Consider the following 16,387-nt stretch of genomic DNA (forward strand, 5'->3'; position numbering starts at 1 on the left):
CATCGAGCAAACTCGACGTGCCTTGTTTTTATATGAAGGAGAAAAACATGAAGTTAACAATAAAAGAACTCGCAGATGCGTTGCAAACTTCGATTGTTGGAAATCCAGAAGCAATAGTAACTAGCGTGGAATTTGATAGTCGATTAATTCAAAAAGGTAGCTTGTTTGTTCCGTTAGCTGGGGTTCGTGATGGACATGAATTTGTTGAACAAGCAATCGCCAAAGGAGCCGTAGCAACTTTATGGAGTAAAGACCTCTCAGAAGCGCCAAAAGAGATAGCAGTGTTACCTGTAACCGATACAACCCAAGCTTTTCAACAAATAGCTGTTTATTACCAACAAGAAGTGGCACCTAAAATTGCAGCAATTACTGGAAGTAACGGAAAAACAACGACTAAAGATATGACTGAAGCGGTTTTAGCGCAACGATTCCGTACTTATAAAACGCAAGGTAATTACAATAATGACTTGGGAATGCCGTATACAATCTTGCATATGCCTAATGATACTGAAATTTTAATTTTAGAAATGGGAATGGATCACGCAGGTGAAATTTCCTTTTTATCAAAATTAGCCAAACCCGATGCAGCAGCTATCACTTTAATTGGTGAAGCTCATATCGAACATTTAGGTTCACGTGCGGGTATTGCAGCTGCTAAAATGGAAATTATTGATGGATTGAAAGCAGATGGTTTATTAATTATTCCAGAAGATGAGCCCTTATTACAACCATTATTAGCAGGGGTGACACAACAAATAGCGACATTTGGTTTAAACGAAGGAACAATTCATGGAGAAATCTTACTTGAAACGAAGGAACAAACAACATTCATGATAGATGGAAGTGACTATCGTATTCCGGTTTTAGGTGGCTACAATGTCAAAAACGCATTGATTGCTTATGGATTTGGTCGATATTTTGGTTTGACAACTGAGCAAATTGCTAAAGGATTAGCTGAATTTAAACTAACAAAAAACCGGACAGAATGGCTAAAAGCTTCCAATGGTGCAGATATTTTGAGCGATGTGTATAATGCCAATCCAACAGCCATGGGCTTAGTATTAGATAGCTTTGGACAATTGACATTACCTGGTCGTCGTTTAGCTGTACTAGCGGATATGCTTGAATTAGGTCCTGATTCAAAAGCAATGCACCGTCAAATGGCAGAACATATTAGAAATAAGTATGATATTGTTTATTTATATGGGGAAGAGATGGCTGCTTTACGTGATGCTGTAAGCAGCAAAGTGTATTATTTTGAACCTAATCAAAAAGAAGCCTTAATAGAGCAAATTAAAGCCGATTTATTACCAACAGACAGTATTGTCTTGAAAGGTAGCAATGGCATGGGCTTAGCAGAGGTCGTTGCCAACTTATAAAGAAAAAGATTAGAAGAATAAATTGTTTGTAAGCAAGTGTGGAAACTTGCTGAAACTTTCAACCTATGTTAGACTAGTAAAGTGCCGAAAGATGAAGAAAAAATTGGAATAACTGATAACCTAAGCCGGTTGCGGTTTAGATAAAAAAGAAATGATCCTATCATTATAAATTCAAAATGAGGCTAGACAACAGCAAAGAATCGTTTGTTCTAGCCTTTTCTAATGCCTTCAAGAAGTGGTTTTTCGGTGAGAAATGATTAGACAAATATGTTAGGGACCATGTTTGGATAATCATGGAAAAAACGAACGCTTCAAACTATCAACAGATGCAGAAAGTTGTATCTAGTTAAAAACGACGAGATGAAAATATTCATCTACGATCACACTTAGGAGGATCCATTTGAAATTTAAAGAATTAGAACTATCATCAGAATTATTGTCTTCGATTGAGCGTGCCGGCTTTGAAGAAGCAACACCAATCCAAGAAGCAACAATTCCACTAGCATTGACAGGTAAAGACGTGATTGGGCAAGCCCAAACAGGTACAGGTAAAACTGCTGCATTTGGTTTACCAATGTTAGAAAAAATTGACCCAGCAAAACAACAATTACAAGGTTTAGTAATTGCGCCAACTCGTGAATTGGCTATCCAAACACAAGAAGAATTATACCGTTTAGGTAAAGACAAAAAAATCCGTGTACAAGCTGTTTACGGTGGTGCAGATATCGGTCGTCAAATCCGTCAACTAAAAGATCGTCCACATATCGTTGTAGGAACACCTGGACGTATGTTGGATCATATCAACCGTCACACATTAAAATTAGCGACTGTTGAAACTTTAGTATTAGACGAAGCAGATGAAATGTTAAATATGGGCTTTTTAGAAGATATCGAAACAATTATTGCCCAAGTCCCTGCAGAACGCCAAACTTTATTATTCTCTGCAACAATGCCACCAGCAATCAAAAACATTGGCGTAAAATTCATGAAAGAGCCAGAACATGTAAAAATCAAAACAAAAGAAATGACTGCTGATTTGATTGACCAATATTACGTACGTGCAAAAGACTTCGAAAAATTTGATATTATGACACGTTTATTGGATGTTCAAAAACCCGAACTAACTATCGTTTTTGGTCGTACGAAACGTCGTGTTGATGAATTAGCTCGTGGGTTAGAAGCACGCGGGTACAAAGCAGAAGGGATTCATGGCGACCTTTCTCAACAAAAACGTATGAGTGTTTTACGTGCCTTTAAATCTGGAAATCTAGATATTTTAGTTGCGACAGACGTTGCTGCACGTGGTTTAGATATTTCAGGCGTAACGCATGTATACAACTATGATATTCCTCAAGACCCAGAAAGCTATGTTCACCGTATCGGTCGTACAGGGCGTGCGGGTAAAGGTGGTATGTCTGTAACTTTCGTAACACCAAACGAAATGAGCTACCTACATGTCATTGAAAACTTAACGAAAAAACGTATGTCAACTTTACGCCCACCAACTGAAAAAGAAGCTTTCAAAGGTCAAATCGGTGCGGCTATGGAAACTGTTGAAGAAAAAATGGATGCGAATGGATTAGAAAAATATCTACAAGGCGCAGACCAATTATTAGAACAATACTCAGCACAAGATTTAGCTGCATTGTTGTTAAAAACGTTAGCAAAAGATCCTTCTGATTTGGTTCCAGTAAAAATTACACCTGAACGCCCATTACCACAAGGGAAAAAATCGTTCAAAGGTGGCGGTGGACGTCGTAACAATAACAATCGTGGCGGACGTCGTGAAGGTGGACGTGGACGTGATGACCGTAATAGAAGTCGTGGCGATCGCGATCGTAACCGTGATGACAAAGAAGGTCGTCGTAATAACAAAGGTAGTTACAACAAAGACGGAGGCTCTCGTAAACCAAGTCGTCGTCCAAGCGAAAAAAAACGTAGCTTTGTAATCCGTAACAACCAAGATTAAGAAAAAATTAATGATTTAATAAATGGTTAAAGACGAAGGAATAAGCCTTTAAAAAACACCAATTTGCACCTGAAAAAAGAAATTTTTTCAGGTGTTTTTTTTCTTTGTGAAGAAAAATTCAGTGGTATTTCTTTTAAAGTTTGGTAGAATAAAGCTAACTTAAAAGGAAAGAGTAGGAACCTATGATTCAAGGAATTGGAATCGATGCTGTAGATTTAGCACGTATTAAAAAACTTATTCAAGAGAAACCAAAATTTATCTCACGAATATTAACACCCAATGAGCAAATGCTATTTGATAAGCTACCTCTCAAACGTCAAATAGAATTTTTAGGTGGTCGTTATGCTTGTAAAGAAGCATTTTCAAAAGCCTGGGGAACAGGAATTGGTAAAGTAACATTTCAAGATTTAGAAATTTTAACTAATGATTTCGGTGCACCGGTTATGACAAAATCACCTTTTAAGGAAGGGAATGTTTTTGTCAGTATTACACATACTGAGGAACTCGCATTTGCACAAATTATTTTAGAGAAGTAGAAAGAAGGATTTTCGATGACAATCTCTTATCATCGCCCAACCAAAATAGTTGTTGATTTACAAGCAATCAAACAAAATATTAAAAATGAACTTATACATAATCAAGGAAAAGATGTTTTTGTAGCGGTTAAAGCAAACGGATATGGGCATGGAGCCGTAGCTGTTTCAAAAGCTGCGCTAGAAGTTGGTGTGACAGGTCTTTGTGTGGCAACGATTGACGAAGCAATTGAACTACGAGAAAACGGGATTGATGCACCAATTCTTTGCTTGGGAATTATAGATATTTCGGTAGTTCCTTTAGCTATCACATATGACATTGCAGTACCTGTAGCAACGTATGAGTGGTTACAAGCTGCAAGTGAAGTACAAACAACGACACCATTAAAACTACATATTGCAGTTGATACAGGTATGGGACGTATTGGCTTTCTAACTGCAGAAGCAATCAAAGAGGCCGCTTTGTTTATTGAGAAAACACCTACAATGACCTGGGAAGGCATTTTTACTCATTTTTCAACAGCAGATCAAGAAGAGGATACCTATTGGCAAAAACAAAATCAACGCTTCAAAGAAATAGTGAATCATTTGCCACACTTACCACGCTATGTGCATATCAGTAATAGTGCTACCTCTTTATGGCATGAGGATTTAGGCAATATGGTTCGCTTGGGGATTGCAATGTACGGATTAAATCCTTCGGGAACAGCAATGACCGAAAGTTATCAATTGCAACCTGCGCTCTCTTTAGTCTCTAAATTGGTCCAAGTTAAAAAAGTTGCAAAAGGTGAAGGGATTGGGTATGGAAAGACTTATGAAACAAGTGAAACGGAATGGATTGGAACAGTTCCAATAGGTTATGCCGACGGATATTTGCGTAAAATGCAAGGGTTTCACGTATTAGTAGAAGGACAGTTCTGTGAAATTGTAGGTCGTGTATGTATGGATCAATTGATGATTCGTTTGCCAAATTCGGTAGCAGCAGGTACGCGTGTAACTTTAATTGGCGAAGATAACGGCAAAAAAATTACTTTGCAGGAAGTAGCCGATTATTTAGATACGATCCATTATGAAGTTATTTGTACATTTTCAGAAAGAATACCACGAGAATATAACTAAGCTAAGAAAGGAGGGTGTCTATGGTCAAACGTGGTGAAATTTACTTTGCAGATTTATCCCCTGTGATTGGATCTGAGCAAGGTGGATTACGTCCAGTATTGGTGATTCAAAATGATTTAGGTAATCACTTTAGCCCCACCGTCATTATTGCAGCAATTACTGCAAAAATGGCAAAACCAAAGTTACCAACACATATTGGTATTACAGCAGTTGGGACTGGTTTAGGTAGAGATTCTGTTATTTTAATGGAACAAATTCGCACAATTGATAAGTCACGACTAAAAGAAAAAGTCTGCCGTTTACAAAATGATGTGATGCGCTCGGTTGATATTGCTTTGAAAATTAGTGTCGGCTTAAATATTACAGTAGACGAGAAGAGCTTAGTACATAAAAAATAAGTTGGTGAATAAATGGGATATATTGTCATTAGTCTAACCCTGATTTTGTTAGTCTGGTTTAGTTTTCAACATTTGCGACAATCATTTTTGTTTCGTCAGCCTGTTGAAAAATCAGGATATTACTTATTGATAAAAAAATATGAAGAACCCTCTGGCAACTATTTTGGTATCTTTCAACAAGGTGAGGAAGAACTAACTTTAGAGATGACAGCGAATATCTATGTGAACGTTCAAGTTCCTATGCGAGGGTATTTAGAAGTAATAAACGGACGCGTAGAGTCTTTTAAATAGGAGTGAAAAAATGAGTACAATTGGTTTTTATGGTGCGGGGCATATGGCACAAGCTATGATTCATGGTTTGATTGAGTCAGGAACGTATCAACCAGAAGAAATTTATGTTTATAATCATCGGTATGAACCAACCTTAAAAAAGGTAGAAACAGAATATCATATTCAGCCACTTTTGGATGAAAAAGAGTTATTTATATCAGCTGAAGTCATTGTTTTAGCTGTGCAACCCAAAGTATTGATTAGTATCTTACCGAAAATTAGTGAATATGTGACAGATAAACATGTAGTGGTCTCTGTTGCATCAGGTGTTTCTTTAGAAGAAATTGAAGCTGGTTTAGGTGCGTATAAAATTGCTCGTGCTATGCCCAATACACCGGTAGCCGTGGGGGCAGGTATGTCTTCTATTTCCGTAAATCAGTATTTTACAGAAGAAGATTCGCAAAGGCTTATTCAAATTTTTGAGAGCTTTGGACGTGCTAAAATTTTACCTGAAAGTCAAATTGATGCAGTCATTGGCGTAAGCGGTTCGTCACCAGCTTATGTTTATCTATTTATTGAAGCGTTAGCAGATGGTGCAGTTGCAGAAGGGATGAATCGTCAAGATGCCTATGAATTTGCCGCACAAGCAGTTTTAGGTGCTGCAAAAATGGTTTTAGAGACAGGCAAACATCCAGCTGAATTAAAAGATGCCGTTTGTTCACCAGGAGGCACAACCATTGCAGCAGTCTCATCATTAGAAAAAGATGGTTTTCGCTCAGCAGTAATGAATGCTGTACAAGCAGCTATTCGCAAAAACCAAGAATAAAAAAACAAAAAAGTGGGGCGTAATAACGTCGCACTTTTTTGTTTAAATGTGTTTAAGTTTGGCCTTCTGCCAGCTATGTTTATCTCTAATTTAAATGATTCACAGGTAAAATCATTTGACGTTGTTCGGTCAATTGATAGGTAGTTACTGGTTTATCATAAAATTTTGGTAATAATTCAGGTGTCAAAACTTCTGGACGTGGACCCTTTGCAAAGATTTCACCTTTTTTTAACATCATAACATGACTAATGATTGGTAAAATTTCTTCCGTATGGTGCGTCACAAATAATAGACTTGGTGCGTCAGGTTGGCGAATTAAATGGTCGATTTTGATTAGTAATTCTTCTCGAGCAAACAAATCCAGTCCGTTACAAGGTTCATCTAAAATTAATAGTTCTGGTTCTGCCATTAATGCTCGTGCAATTAGGACAATTTGACGTTCACCTTGAGAAAGAAAATGATAGTTTTTACCAATTAAACTTTCAGCATCTAAAGAAACGAGAAAATTCTTGGCCTTATTTAAATCTTCTTCAGTAAATGCTTGGTAAATACCGATACTAGCAAATTTTCCCGATAAAACAATACGTTCAGCCGTATCATTGACATTCAAACGATATTGTAACGCTGTGCTAACCCAACCAATCCGTTTTGAAAGTTCTGGAATCGAGGATTGTCCAAATACTTGATCTAAGACGGTTAGTTTTCCTGTAGAAGGCCATAAACTACCCGTTATTAACTGGAGTAATAAGGTCTTTCCAGCCCCATTTAACCCTAAGATAGCCCAATTTTCCCCCTCGTTAATTTGCCAATTAATCGTATGTAACAGTGGTTGTTGCTGTCTGATAAATGAAACATCTTCAAATGTTAAAATTGCCATATGAGCGCCTCCTTTTCTTTTATCATACCAGTCTATGCTGGGTTTTACCAACAGTGTTTTGGATTTTCAAAAAAATTAATGACATGATTAATCCTTCACTTTTTTGTTATTTTTGGTAGAATAAAAAAAACAAGAAGGTGGCGAATGTAATGGCGAATTGGCGAAAAACTGTTGAATTATGTAGTGATGAAAAAATATTTTGGGAAAATCATTATTATCGTTTCCGTAAGTTAGACGATACGCATTATGAATTAGCACGTTTAATTGCAGGAGCATGTGGTGACTTTACGTATCATCCCAAGATTACTGTTACGGTTCAAAATGAATTATTTGTTCCCATTTCCTATTTTGATAATGAAGAAACCCCAGTAAAGAACCTAACAAGAGCAGACGATGAGAGTTTCTTAGATCAGACTTTTGTAAATTTGTTAGATTCATTTTTACAAGCAAAAAAAGTGCAAGAACAAGGGCGAAATTAAATATTTTTCTTTTGTTTTTGGACATAAAACGATAAATGTCTAAAAAAATAAAGAAAGAGAAGCAATTAAATGGCAAGAAGCTTGAAATCGTGATAAATTATCCAACGACATTGAAGAAATGATGGTGAAAAAAAGTGAATCAGATAAAACAATTCCCCCAACATTTGAAAAATACTTGGGCACTATACAAACTTGATTGGCAACGATTGGCAAGCAATCCGATTACAATCTTCCTCGTTATTGCATTAATGGCCTTACCGTCTTTGTATGCCTGGTTTAACATTAAAGCCTTGTGGGATCCTTATGGCAATACGAATGAACTCCCAATCGCTATTTATAGTGATGATGAAGGGGCAAAGTTGAAAGACAAAGAAATAGAAATTGGTAAGCAAGTCATTGAAACCTTGCATGACAACGATCAACTAGGTTGGCATTTTGTTCATTCGAAAAAAGCAGTGACAGAAGGCGTGAAATCTGGGAAATATTATGCAGGAATTTATCTTCCTAAAAACTTTTCTAGTGACCTATTAAGCTTTACAACAGGTGAAATAAAAAAACCAGAAATTGATTATTATTTTAATGAAAAAATCAATGCGATTGCTCCAAAAATTACAGCAAAAGGTGCGAGCAGTCTGCAAGAACAAATTACGGAAAATTTCATTCATACGGCTAGTGAAACTCTAATAAAAGCATTAAACGAAATAGGTTACAATGTAGAGTCAAATCTGGTTTCTATTAATAAAATCAAAAATTTGATTTTAGAAGTGGATGCTAATGCAGATAAGATTGATGGATACACGAAAGAGGTCCTCGACTTTCAAGCAAAATTCCCTGAATTAAAAGAAAAATTAGGGAAAGCAGATGAATTTGTTGCACACATTCCAGAAATTGATGCGATGGGCGAAAAATTAGTAGCGATGAATAATAAAATGCCACAAATTGAAGAGCAAGCGAAAATTATTTTGACACTGCAAGAAAAAATTCCGGAAATTCAAAATGCAGGTCGCCAAATTGCAATGATTGATGAGGATTTTGACAATATCTCAGCGACATTAACTGATGGGATTGGTGAAGCCAAACAAGGCTTGCAAGTTATTCAAGATGTTCAAGGCTTATTACCTAAAGTCCACCAATTGAGTGATGATGCGTCTTTCTTTACTGATAAAACGATTGAAGCTGCAAATAAATTAAATGATAATTTAGATGGCATTACACAAGCGGTTCAAACCAATTTTGAAATGATTACCGGTCTAGCAACTACTGTCAATAATTGGACCAATACGTTAACTACGATTGTTAATAATGCCGAAGAGTTAACGCCAGAAGAACGTGAAGCAATCAAGCAAACCCTGAATGATATTGCAGCTAGTTTGGCTAAGCAACAACAAATTGTCACAGATCTAATTGATTGGTTAAGTCAATTGCAATCGCAGTTAGACGGTGATTTTAGTGGGCCAATCGCACGTTTAACACAAGTTCGTGACCTAATGTCTTCAGTACAAAAGACAGCAACTAACTTAGCTTCTGGTGTAGGAACTATTAGTAAAGAGGAGATTCAACAATTCTTACAACAACTGGAAACTCTATCTGGGAATTTGGCTGCTTTAAGTAACGATGTCAATGTGAGTGAAATTAGTCAAAGTGTTCGTGCTTTATTAGAGAATAAATTGATTCCAGGATTAACGAACGCACAAGGTCTATTAGCAGATGCTAATAAGCTTGATTTAGATGGCCTGCTAAATGCTACTGCTCAAACAGTCACGAATGCAATCGACATGCTAGAAAAGTATGAAAAAGAAATGCCAGCTTTAGGAAAAGAGATTCATGATGCAAATGTGATGTTAAATGGGCATATGGACGAAATTGTTGAGGGAATTAATAAAGGGGTAGATTTATACCAAAATGAACTCCCTGAGCTAACAGTCAAACTTAATAAAGCTGCGGATTTTGTTGTCAATGATTGGCCAAATTTGAAAAATGAAGTGACAACCACTTTAAATACGGTTCATGGGAAACTCCCAGCTGTTGAGTCGGCCTTAGATATGGCTGCTGGTTTAATTGAAAATGAATGGCCTGCTTTGAAAAGTGGGGTCCATAAAGCTGCAAATGCAATTAATAAAGGCGAAGAAATTGCAGATTTAGGTGATATCATTAAATTACTGAAAAGCGATGCGCAAGCTGAAAGTGATTTCTTTACAACACCAGTTGAATTAAAAACGACTACAATGTATCCAATTGAAAATAACGGTTCTGCAAGTACCCCATTCTATACGGCTTTGTGCTTGTGGGTAGGAGCCTTATTACTATCAAGTGTGGCAGGAACAGCTTTCCATTTAGAAGGTGAAGATAAAAAACGATTTAGTCAACGAGAAATGTTTGTAGCACGCATGATGACTTTCTTAACTTTTGCTATTGGTCAAGCTTTGATTGTTACTTTAGGTAATTACTTTGCTTTAGGAGTAGATGTTCGTGAACCAGTTTATAGCATCTTATTTAGTTTACTGGTGGCATTGGCCTTTATGATGATGATTTATGTTTTTGTGGGTCTCTTTGGGAATATTGGTAAAGGGATTGGGATTATTTTGTTAGTTCTCTCAATTTCTGGTGGTGGTGGGAACTATCCAATTCAAGTTTCTGGACCATTCTTCCAATTTATTCATCCATTATTACCATTTACCTATGCAGTAAATCTGTTGCGTGAGTCAGCCGGAGGAATTTATTGGCCTAATGCTACTCTCGATTTATGGGTTTTAGCTGGAATTTTCGTGGTATTTGGAATTATAGGGACAGTTCTTTCTCCATTTATGGTAAAACCTATGGCACGTGTTGAAGAATTAGCTCATAAGAGTCACTTTTTCCATTAAACAAATAAAAACTGTTCAAATTGACGTGTTTATTTAGTCAATTCGAACAGTTTTTTTGCGCTTTTGATAACCTTAGAAAACGTAATGAAAAAATGAAAATACCTAAAAAAATATGATGAAAAACAACATGAGAGTTCGTTGACTTTTACCGCAGTGAGGAGTAGTATACAGTCTTGTTCCAGAGAAAATCGGTAAAAAATGAAAATTGTAAAATAACAAAATAAAAAATTTTTTTTCAAGGAGAGCGAAAGAAGTGAATGCGTTAAAACGTTTGTTGGTAGGCAAACCGTTAAAATCTGCAGAGAACGATGATCAGAAATTAACTCGTTTTGCGGCCTTAGCATTATTGTCATCAGATGCGTTGTCATCAATTGCATATGGGACTGAGCAGATTGTAGTAGTCTTAGTGACCTTATCTGCAGCAGCGATTTGGTATTCTTTACCAATTGCAGCATTTGTCATTATTTTATTAGTGTCTTTAACTTTATCGTATCGTCAAATTATTCATGCCTATCCACATGGTGGTGGTGCCTATGTTGTAAGTAGTGAAAATTTAGGAGAAAAAGCAGGTTTAATCGCAGGTGGTTCATTGCTTATTGATTACATGCTAACTGTTGCTGTATCTGTTTCGGCAGGTGCAGAAGCCATTACCTCGGCTGCTCCAGCTCTTTATGGACATCAAGTAGCAATTTCAGTAATTATCGTCCTGTTGATTATGATGATGAATTTACGTGGGTTGCGTGAATCCGCATCTTTCTTAGTGGTACCAGTCTACACTTTTATTGCAGTGATCAGCTTGTTAATTGTCGTAGGGTTATTCAAAATTGCTACAGGAATCGCTCCCATACATGCAACCTCTTTGCCTGGGACAATGGTTCCAGGAATCTCGATTGCCTTATTACTACGAGCTTTTTCATCGGGGTCTTCATCATTAACAGGGGTTGAAGCGATTAGTAATGCAGTCCCTTTCTTTAAAAAACCACGTGCTAAAAATGCAGCCGCAACTTTGGCATTAATGGCTACCATCTTGGGTTTCTTCTTCGTAGGAATTACCTTTATCAACTATTGGTACGGGATTGTTCCTGAAAAAGAAGTCACGGTTCTTTCTCAAGTTGGTCAAGCTGTTTTTGGTCATGGCCTGTTGTTTTATGTCTTACAGTTTGCAACAGCTCTCATTTTAGCTGTAGCAGCCAATACTGGGTTTTCGGCATTTCCAGTGCTGGCATACAATTTAGCTAAAGATAAATTTATGCCACATTTATACCAAGATCGTGGGGATCGTTTAGGTTATTCAAATGGAATTATCACGTTAGCAGCCGGTTCGATTCTCTTGCTCTTTATTTTCCAAGGATCCACTGAACGGTTAATTCCGTTGTATTCGATTGGTGTGTTTATTCCTTTTGCTTTATCACAAACAGGGATGGTAATTAAATGGCATAAAGAAGGAAAAGGCTGGTTAAAAAAATCAATTGCCAATATTACTGGTGCATTCATATCTTACGCCATTATCGCAATTTTATTTGCCTATCGCTTGGGAGATATTTGGCCATTCTTTATTATCATGCCTATCTTATTGTTTGTTTTCTATAAGATTCGCGATCACTACAGAAAAGTAGCTGAACAGCTACGTTTAGCAGAAGACGTGAAATTGCACACGTACGAAGGCAATACGGTTATTGTATTAGTCGGAAACGTGACACGCGTCAACATTGGAGCGTTAAACTACGCACGTTCGATTGGCGATTACGTCGTAGCGATGCATGTATCTTTAGATGAAGATGTGAAAAAAGAAAAAGAAATCGAAGCAGAGTTTAAAGAAAAATTTCCGGACGTGCGTTTTTCTGTTGTACATTCGTCGTATCGTTCGATTGAAAATCCAGTTATTCGGTACGTTGATATTGTAAGTAAAAAAGCGCGACAACATAATTATACAACTACGGTCATTATTCCCCAGTTTGTACCAAAACGTCGTTGGCAAAATATCTTGCATAACCAAACGAGTTTACGTCTGCGTTTCCGTTTATCATGGCGTGAACACATTATTGTCAGCACCTATAGTTATCATTTGAAGAAATAAGGAATAAGTCTTACAAACTTCGTTATCTCAAACGAAGCTTGTAAGACTTATATTTTTATTTTGATAGGTATTGTTGATGTGGGAGGTTAGTTAATAGATAGACACTAGAAAAGAAAAGTATCCATGCTTATTTACTAGTCCGACTGGCTGGATCTAAGCGTCGTTCAATCAAGCCTAAGAACCAGTCGGTAAAAATCGACATGACAGCTGTCGGTAGGGCACCGGCTAAGATAATCGCGGCACCATCTGTCGCGTTTGTCCCGCGAACGATAATATCCCCGAGACCACCTGCACCTACGAAAGTACCGATAGCGGTAATTCCGATAGCGACAACTAACGCGTTCCGAATACCAGCCATAATGACTGAAACGGATAAAGGTAACTCAATCATATACAGACGTTGCCAAGCCGTCATTCCCATGCCTTTTCCGACATCTAAGGCGTTACGATCGACTTGAATCATCCCAGTGTACGTATTTTTGATAATTGGTAAGAGTGAGTACAAGAAGACGGTCACGATAACCACATTTACACCCAAACCAAAACCAAACATCAAAATTGAAACCATCGCTAACGCTGGAATCGTTTGAATGATATTGGCAATCCGAATGACCCAATCCGCTAGTTTTTTTCGCCGAGAAATCATAATCCCAATTGGAATCCCTACAATTGCAGCAAAGAGTACCCCATAGATGGAAATCAAGAAGTGGCGCAAAAATTGAGCAAAGACATAACTGCCATTTTCTTGAAAATAATAGAAAAATTGTTGCAGTAGATTCATTTCATTCATGTTCATTGCGCATCCTCCTCAAAGTAATGATGGTCTTCTAAAAAGCGTTCTGCGACAATCGATGGTTCAACCAAATTATTATCAGACTCATAGTTTAGTTGTTGCATCGTTTCGGTATCAATTTTTCCTGCTAAACGAAGTAAGGCATTTTCTAATTCAGGAACTTCATCCAGTAATTCTTGATTGACAACGGGCGAAGCATCATAAGGTGGGAAGAATTGCTTATCATCTTCAAGCATGACTAAATCATAACTAGCAATGCGTCCATCTGTAGAATAACCTAACACAACGTCCATTCGATGGGCATCCACTGCATCATAGACTAATCCAATTTGCATCGGTAAAATTGATCCAAATTTAAACCCATATGTTTCAGTAAAGCCGTCATAGCCGTCTCCTTCACGTGTCATCCACGCACGATCGGCACCAACTACTAATTCATCCGCAACGGCTTCTAAATCGCTGACGGTTTTTAAATTATATTTTTCAGCAGTGTCTTTTCTTACAAGAAAAACATAGGTGTTATCAAAGCCATACGATGGAAACCATACTTGGTTGTAGCGTTCTTTAAATTCTTTTTGCACGACTTCTAAAGCTTTGTCAGGATCCATTACAGGCTCAAGCAAGAGAGTCGAAGCAATATCGGTTCCTGTATAACGAGTCGACGAGATGCCGGCATCGCCATTGAGCATGGCTTGGTGATTGATGTTGGTTGTCCCTAAGTTATTGATAATGGTTGTTTGTTTATCTGTATAATGTTCGACCATACCAGCAACGATACTTCCCAAAATTTGTGATTCAGTTGTAATACCACCAGTGATAGCAATCGTATCGTCATCTGTATTGGTCGCTAGTCCTGGAAATGAACAACCTGCAAAAAGAAATAGTCCTCCAAAAAGTACGAGTAATCGTTTCAGTTTATTCATTATTCATTCTCCTCCTTTAAAGCGGATGGAGTCAATTTATCTTCTAATTTTCCTAAAAGATAGTCCGAAATCAGCGCTAATAAAATAACCGGAATTGTTCCTGCGAAGATAAGTGGTGGTTGATAGTTATCTAAACCACTGAAAATCAAGACCCCTAGACCGCCCGCTCCAATATAAGAAGCAAGTGTTGCCCAAGCGATAACATAGACCGCTGCTAAACGAACGCCAGCCATAATTGTTGGTAAGGCAATAGGCACTTCTACGCTGAGAATTGATTGAAGATTGGTCATTCCCATGCCTTTGGATACATCCAGATAGTTAGGATCAACATTTCTCATACCAATATACGTATTACGTAAAATCGGCAACAGTGAATAGATAAACAATGCGACAATTGCTGGGGCAACACCGACGCCAAGAAAAGGAATCATTAGTGTTAATAGCGCCAGAGACGGAATGGTTTGTAACGCACTGGTAATTCCAATCACGATGCTAGCAATTTTAGGAGCACGTGTTAAAAGAATCCCTAAAGGAATAGCGACTAATGCACCTAAAAAGAGCGCTGAAAAAGAAATTAAAATATGTTGCCAAATATTTGAAATTAATTGAGAACCATATTCTGAAAAGAAAGCTTGCATCAGACTAGACCTCCTTTATTTCTTCAGGATTGAATGCCTCAACTGCTTCTGTAATCGATTGTTCTTCGCCCCAAAGAACGTCATATACGATGTCTACTAAAGAGGCACGCGTTAAAATCCCAACGATGCGTTGTTTTTCATCGACAACAGGCACGTATTTTAATCCACGTGTTAAGATGCGTCGTAAAGTATTACGCAACAGGGCGGTTTCTTTGACAAAGAAGACATCCGTTTTCAAAATATCGCCGACACTACTTGAATTTCCACGTCGAAGATTAATAGATTCGATATCAATATAACCTTTTAGAATCTGTTGATTATCAGTTACTAAAAGCGTATCAACACGTTTTTCACGCATTAATTTAATCGCTTCTTGTAATGATTTTTCTGGCGTAATCGTGACAGCTGTTTTAAGCATCACTTCACTTACTGGGGTAGTATCAGGTTTTGCTTGCAAGAGACGATCTTCACCAATCAATTCTTCAACAAATGAATTGGCAGGATTTTTTAGGATGTTAGAAGGTGTGTCAAATTGAATAACTTTACCTTCACTCATAATCGCAATGCGACTGGCTAGTTTTAGAGCCTCGTCCATATCGTGGGTCACAAAGACAATCGTTTTACCTAATCGTTCTTGCAAATCTTTGACTAAATCTTGTAAGGAATCACGCGTAATTGGGTCTAGTGCACCAAATGGCTCATCCATTAAAATAATATCTTGATCGGCAGCTAAGGCGCGTACGACACCAATTCTTTGTTGTTGCCCACCGGATAATTCATGGGGATACCGGTCGAGCATTTCGCGAGGGAGTTCTACTAAATCAATCATTCGTTCGGCAATTGTGTTCCGTTCTTCTTGAGAAACTTTAAGTAATTTAGGAACCAAGGTGATATTTTCACGGATGGTCATGTGGGGCATTAAGCCAATATTTTGAATGACATAACCAATTTTACGGCGCAATTCGACAGGGTTCATTTTTTGAATATCCTGTCCATCGATGAGAATTTTTCCTTTTGTTGGTTCCGTCATGCGATTAATCATCCGCATAGAAGTGGTTTTTCCACTCCCACTGGTTCCGATAAAACAAATGAATTCACCTTTCTCAAATGACAAATTGATATCCTCGACAGCAACTTTTCCACCTTTATAAATTTTTGATACATGTTGAAACTCAATCATTGATTTTCACCTCAAATTATTTATTTTTAGTGTACCTGTTAGTAATAGTATGGACAATATTG

At 37.5% G+C, this 16,387-nt stretch carries 15 protein-coding genes; 10 read left to right on the top strand and 5 right to left on the bottom strand.

The genetic code is table 11. The annotated features are described in order from the left end of the window. The first annotated feature begins 47 nt into the window (after positions 1-47). The 7 genes from AC4BC5_RS08215 (at position 48) to proC (ending at position 6,494) form a co-directional block, all read left to right on the top strand. The gene (locus AC4BC5_RS08215; RefSeq protein ID WP_490494957.1) at positions 48-1,379 is read left to right on the top strand and encodes a UDP-N-acetylmuramoyl-tripeptide--D-alanyl-D-alanine ligase; all 1,332 of its coding nucleotides are present in this window, start codon (positions 48-50) and stop codon (positions 1,377-1,379) included. A 400-nt stretch (positions 1,380-1,779) separates the two neighbouring features. Further along, entirely contained in the window at positions 1,780-3,348 is a 1,569-nt protein-coding gene (cshA, locus tag AC4BC5_RS08220) for a degradosome RNA helicase CshA (protein WP_490494958.1), read from the top strand. Positions 3,349-3,530: 182 nt separating this feature from the next. Beyond that, a complete protein-coding gene (gene acpS, locus AC4BC5_RS08225; RefSeq protein WP_490494959.1) occupies positions 3,531-3,884 on the top strand; it encodes a holo-ACP synthase in 354 nt (117 codons plus the stop codon). Positions 3,885-3,899: 15 nt separating this feature from the next. Then, complete coding sequence (gene alr / locus AC4BC5_RS08230) at positions 3,900-5,000, top strand: alanine racemase (RefSeq protein ID WP_490494960.1); 1,101 nt, start codon at positions 3,900-3,902, stop codon at positions 4,998-5,000. Between the two features lie 20 nt (positions 5,001-5,020). Continuing rightward, positions 5,021-5,398, top strand: coding sequence for a type II toxin-antitoxin system PemK/MazF family toxin (locus tag AC4BC5_RS08235; protein WP_490494961.1), 378 nt, complete (start codon positions 5,021-5,023; stop codon positions 5,396-5,398). A gap of 12 nt (positions 5,399-5,410) precedes the next feature. Beyond that, the gene (locus AC4BC5_RS08240) at positions 5,411-5,689 is read left to right on the top strand and encodes a hypothetical protein (protein WP_490494962.1); all 279 of its coding nucleotides are present in this window, start codon (positions 5,411-5,413) and stop codon (positions 5,687-5,689) included. 10 nt (positions 5,690-5,699) lie between these two features. Beyond that, on the top strand, positions 5,700-6,494 hold the full coding sequence (proC, locus tag AC4BC5_RS08245; protein WP_490494963.1) for a pyrroline-5-carboxylate reductase: 795 nt from the start codon (positions 5,700-5,702) through the stop codon (positions 6,492-6,494). Positions 6,495-6,579: 85 nt separating this feature from the next. Here the strand turns inward: proC and AC4BC5_RS08250 are convergent, their stop codons facing one another. Further along, entirely contained in the window at positions 6,580-7,371 is a 792-nt protein-coding gene (locus AC4BC5_RS08250) for an ABC transporter ATP-binding protein (protein ID WP_490494964.1), read from the bottom strand. A 149-nt stretch (positions 7,372-7,520) separates the two neighbouring features. Here AC4BC5_RS08250 and AC4BC5_RS08255 point away from each other — a divergent pair, with 149 nt between their 5' ends. The 3 genes from AC4BC5_RS08255 (at position 7,521) to AC4BC5_RS08265 (ending at position 12,791) form a co-directional block, all read left to right on the top strand. Then, entirely contained in the window at positions 7,521-7,850 is a 330-nt protein-coding gene (locus tag AC4BC5_RS08255) for a hypothetical protein (protein WP_490494965.1), read from the top strand. A 134-nt stretch (positions 7,851-7,984) separates the two neighbouring features. Then, complete coding sequence (locus AC4BC5_RS08260) at positions 7,985-10,714, top strand: YhgE/Pip family protein (RefSeq protein ID WP_490494966.1); 2,730 nt, start codon at positions 7,985-7,987, stop codon at positions 10,712-10,714. Between the two features lie 253 nt (positions 10,715-10,967). Beyond that, complete coding sequence (locus AC4BC5_RS08265; protein ID WP_490494967.1) at positions 10,968-12,791, top strand: amino acid permease; 1,824 nt, start codon at positions 10,968-10,970, stop codon at positions 12,789-12,791. A 127-nt stretch (positions 12,792-12,918) separates the two neighbouring features. On the opposite strand, the gene AC4BC5_RS08270 is transcribed toward AC4BC5_RS08265, so the two are convergent. From AC4BC5_RS08270 to AC4BC5_RS08285, 4 genes are read right to left on the bottom strand one after another with little or no spacing between them, the layout of a single operon-like run. After that, on the bottom strand, positions 12,919-13,587 hold the full coding sequence (locus tag AC4BC5_RS08270; RefSeq protein WP_016174031.1) for an ABC transporter permease: 669 nt from the start codon (positions 13,585-13,587) through the stop codon (positions 12,919-12,921). Beyond that, positions 13,584-14,507 carry an osmoprotectant ABC transporter substrate-binding protein gene (locus tag AC4BC5_RS08275; RefSeq protein ID WP_490494968.1) on the bottom strand — a complete coding sequence of 308 codons (924 nt, stop codon included), beginning with the start codon at positions 14,505-14,507 and terminating at the stop codon, positions 13,584-13,586. Before AC4BC5_RS08275 ends, AC4BC5_RS08270 begins: the two co-directional genes overlap by 4 nt. Further along, on the bottom strand, positions 14,507-15,145 hold the full coding sequence (locus AC4BC5_RS08280) for an ABC transporter permease (RefSeq protein WP_490494969.1): 639 nt from the start codon (positions 15,143-15,145) through the stop codon (positions 14,507-14,509). The genes AC4BC5_RS08275 and AC4BC5_RS08280 overlap by 1 nt, the downstream gene beginning before the upstream one ends. Positions 15,146-15,149: 4 nt before the next feature. Further along, positions 15,150-16,325, bottom strand: coding sequence for a betaine/proline/choline family ABC transporter ATP-binding protein (locus AC4BC5_RS08285; RefSeq protein WP_490494970.1), 1,176 nt, complete (start codon positions 16,323-16,325; stop codon positions 15,150-15,152). Positions 16,326-16,387 lie beyond the last annotated feature (62 nt).

Source organism: Enterococcus sp. AMC2644 (genome assembly GCF_058216475.1).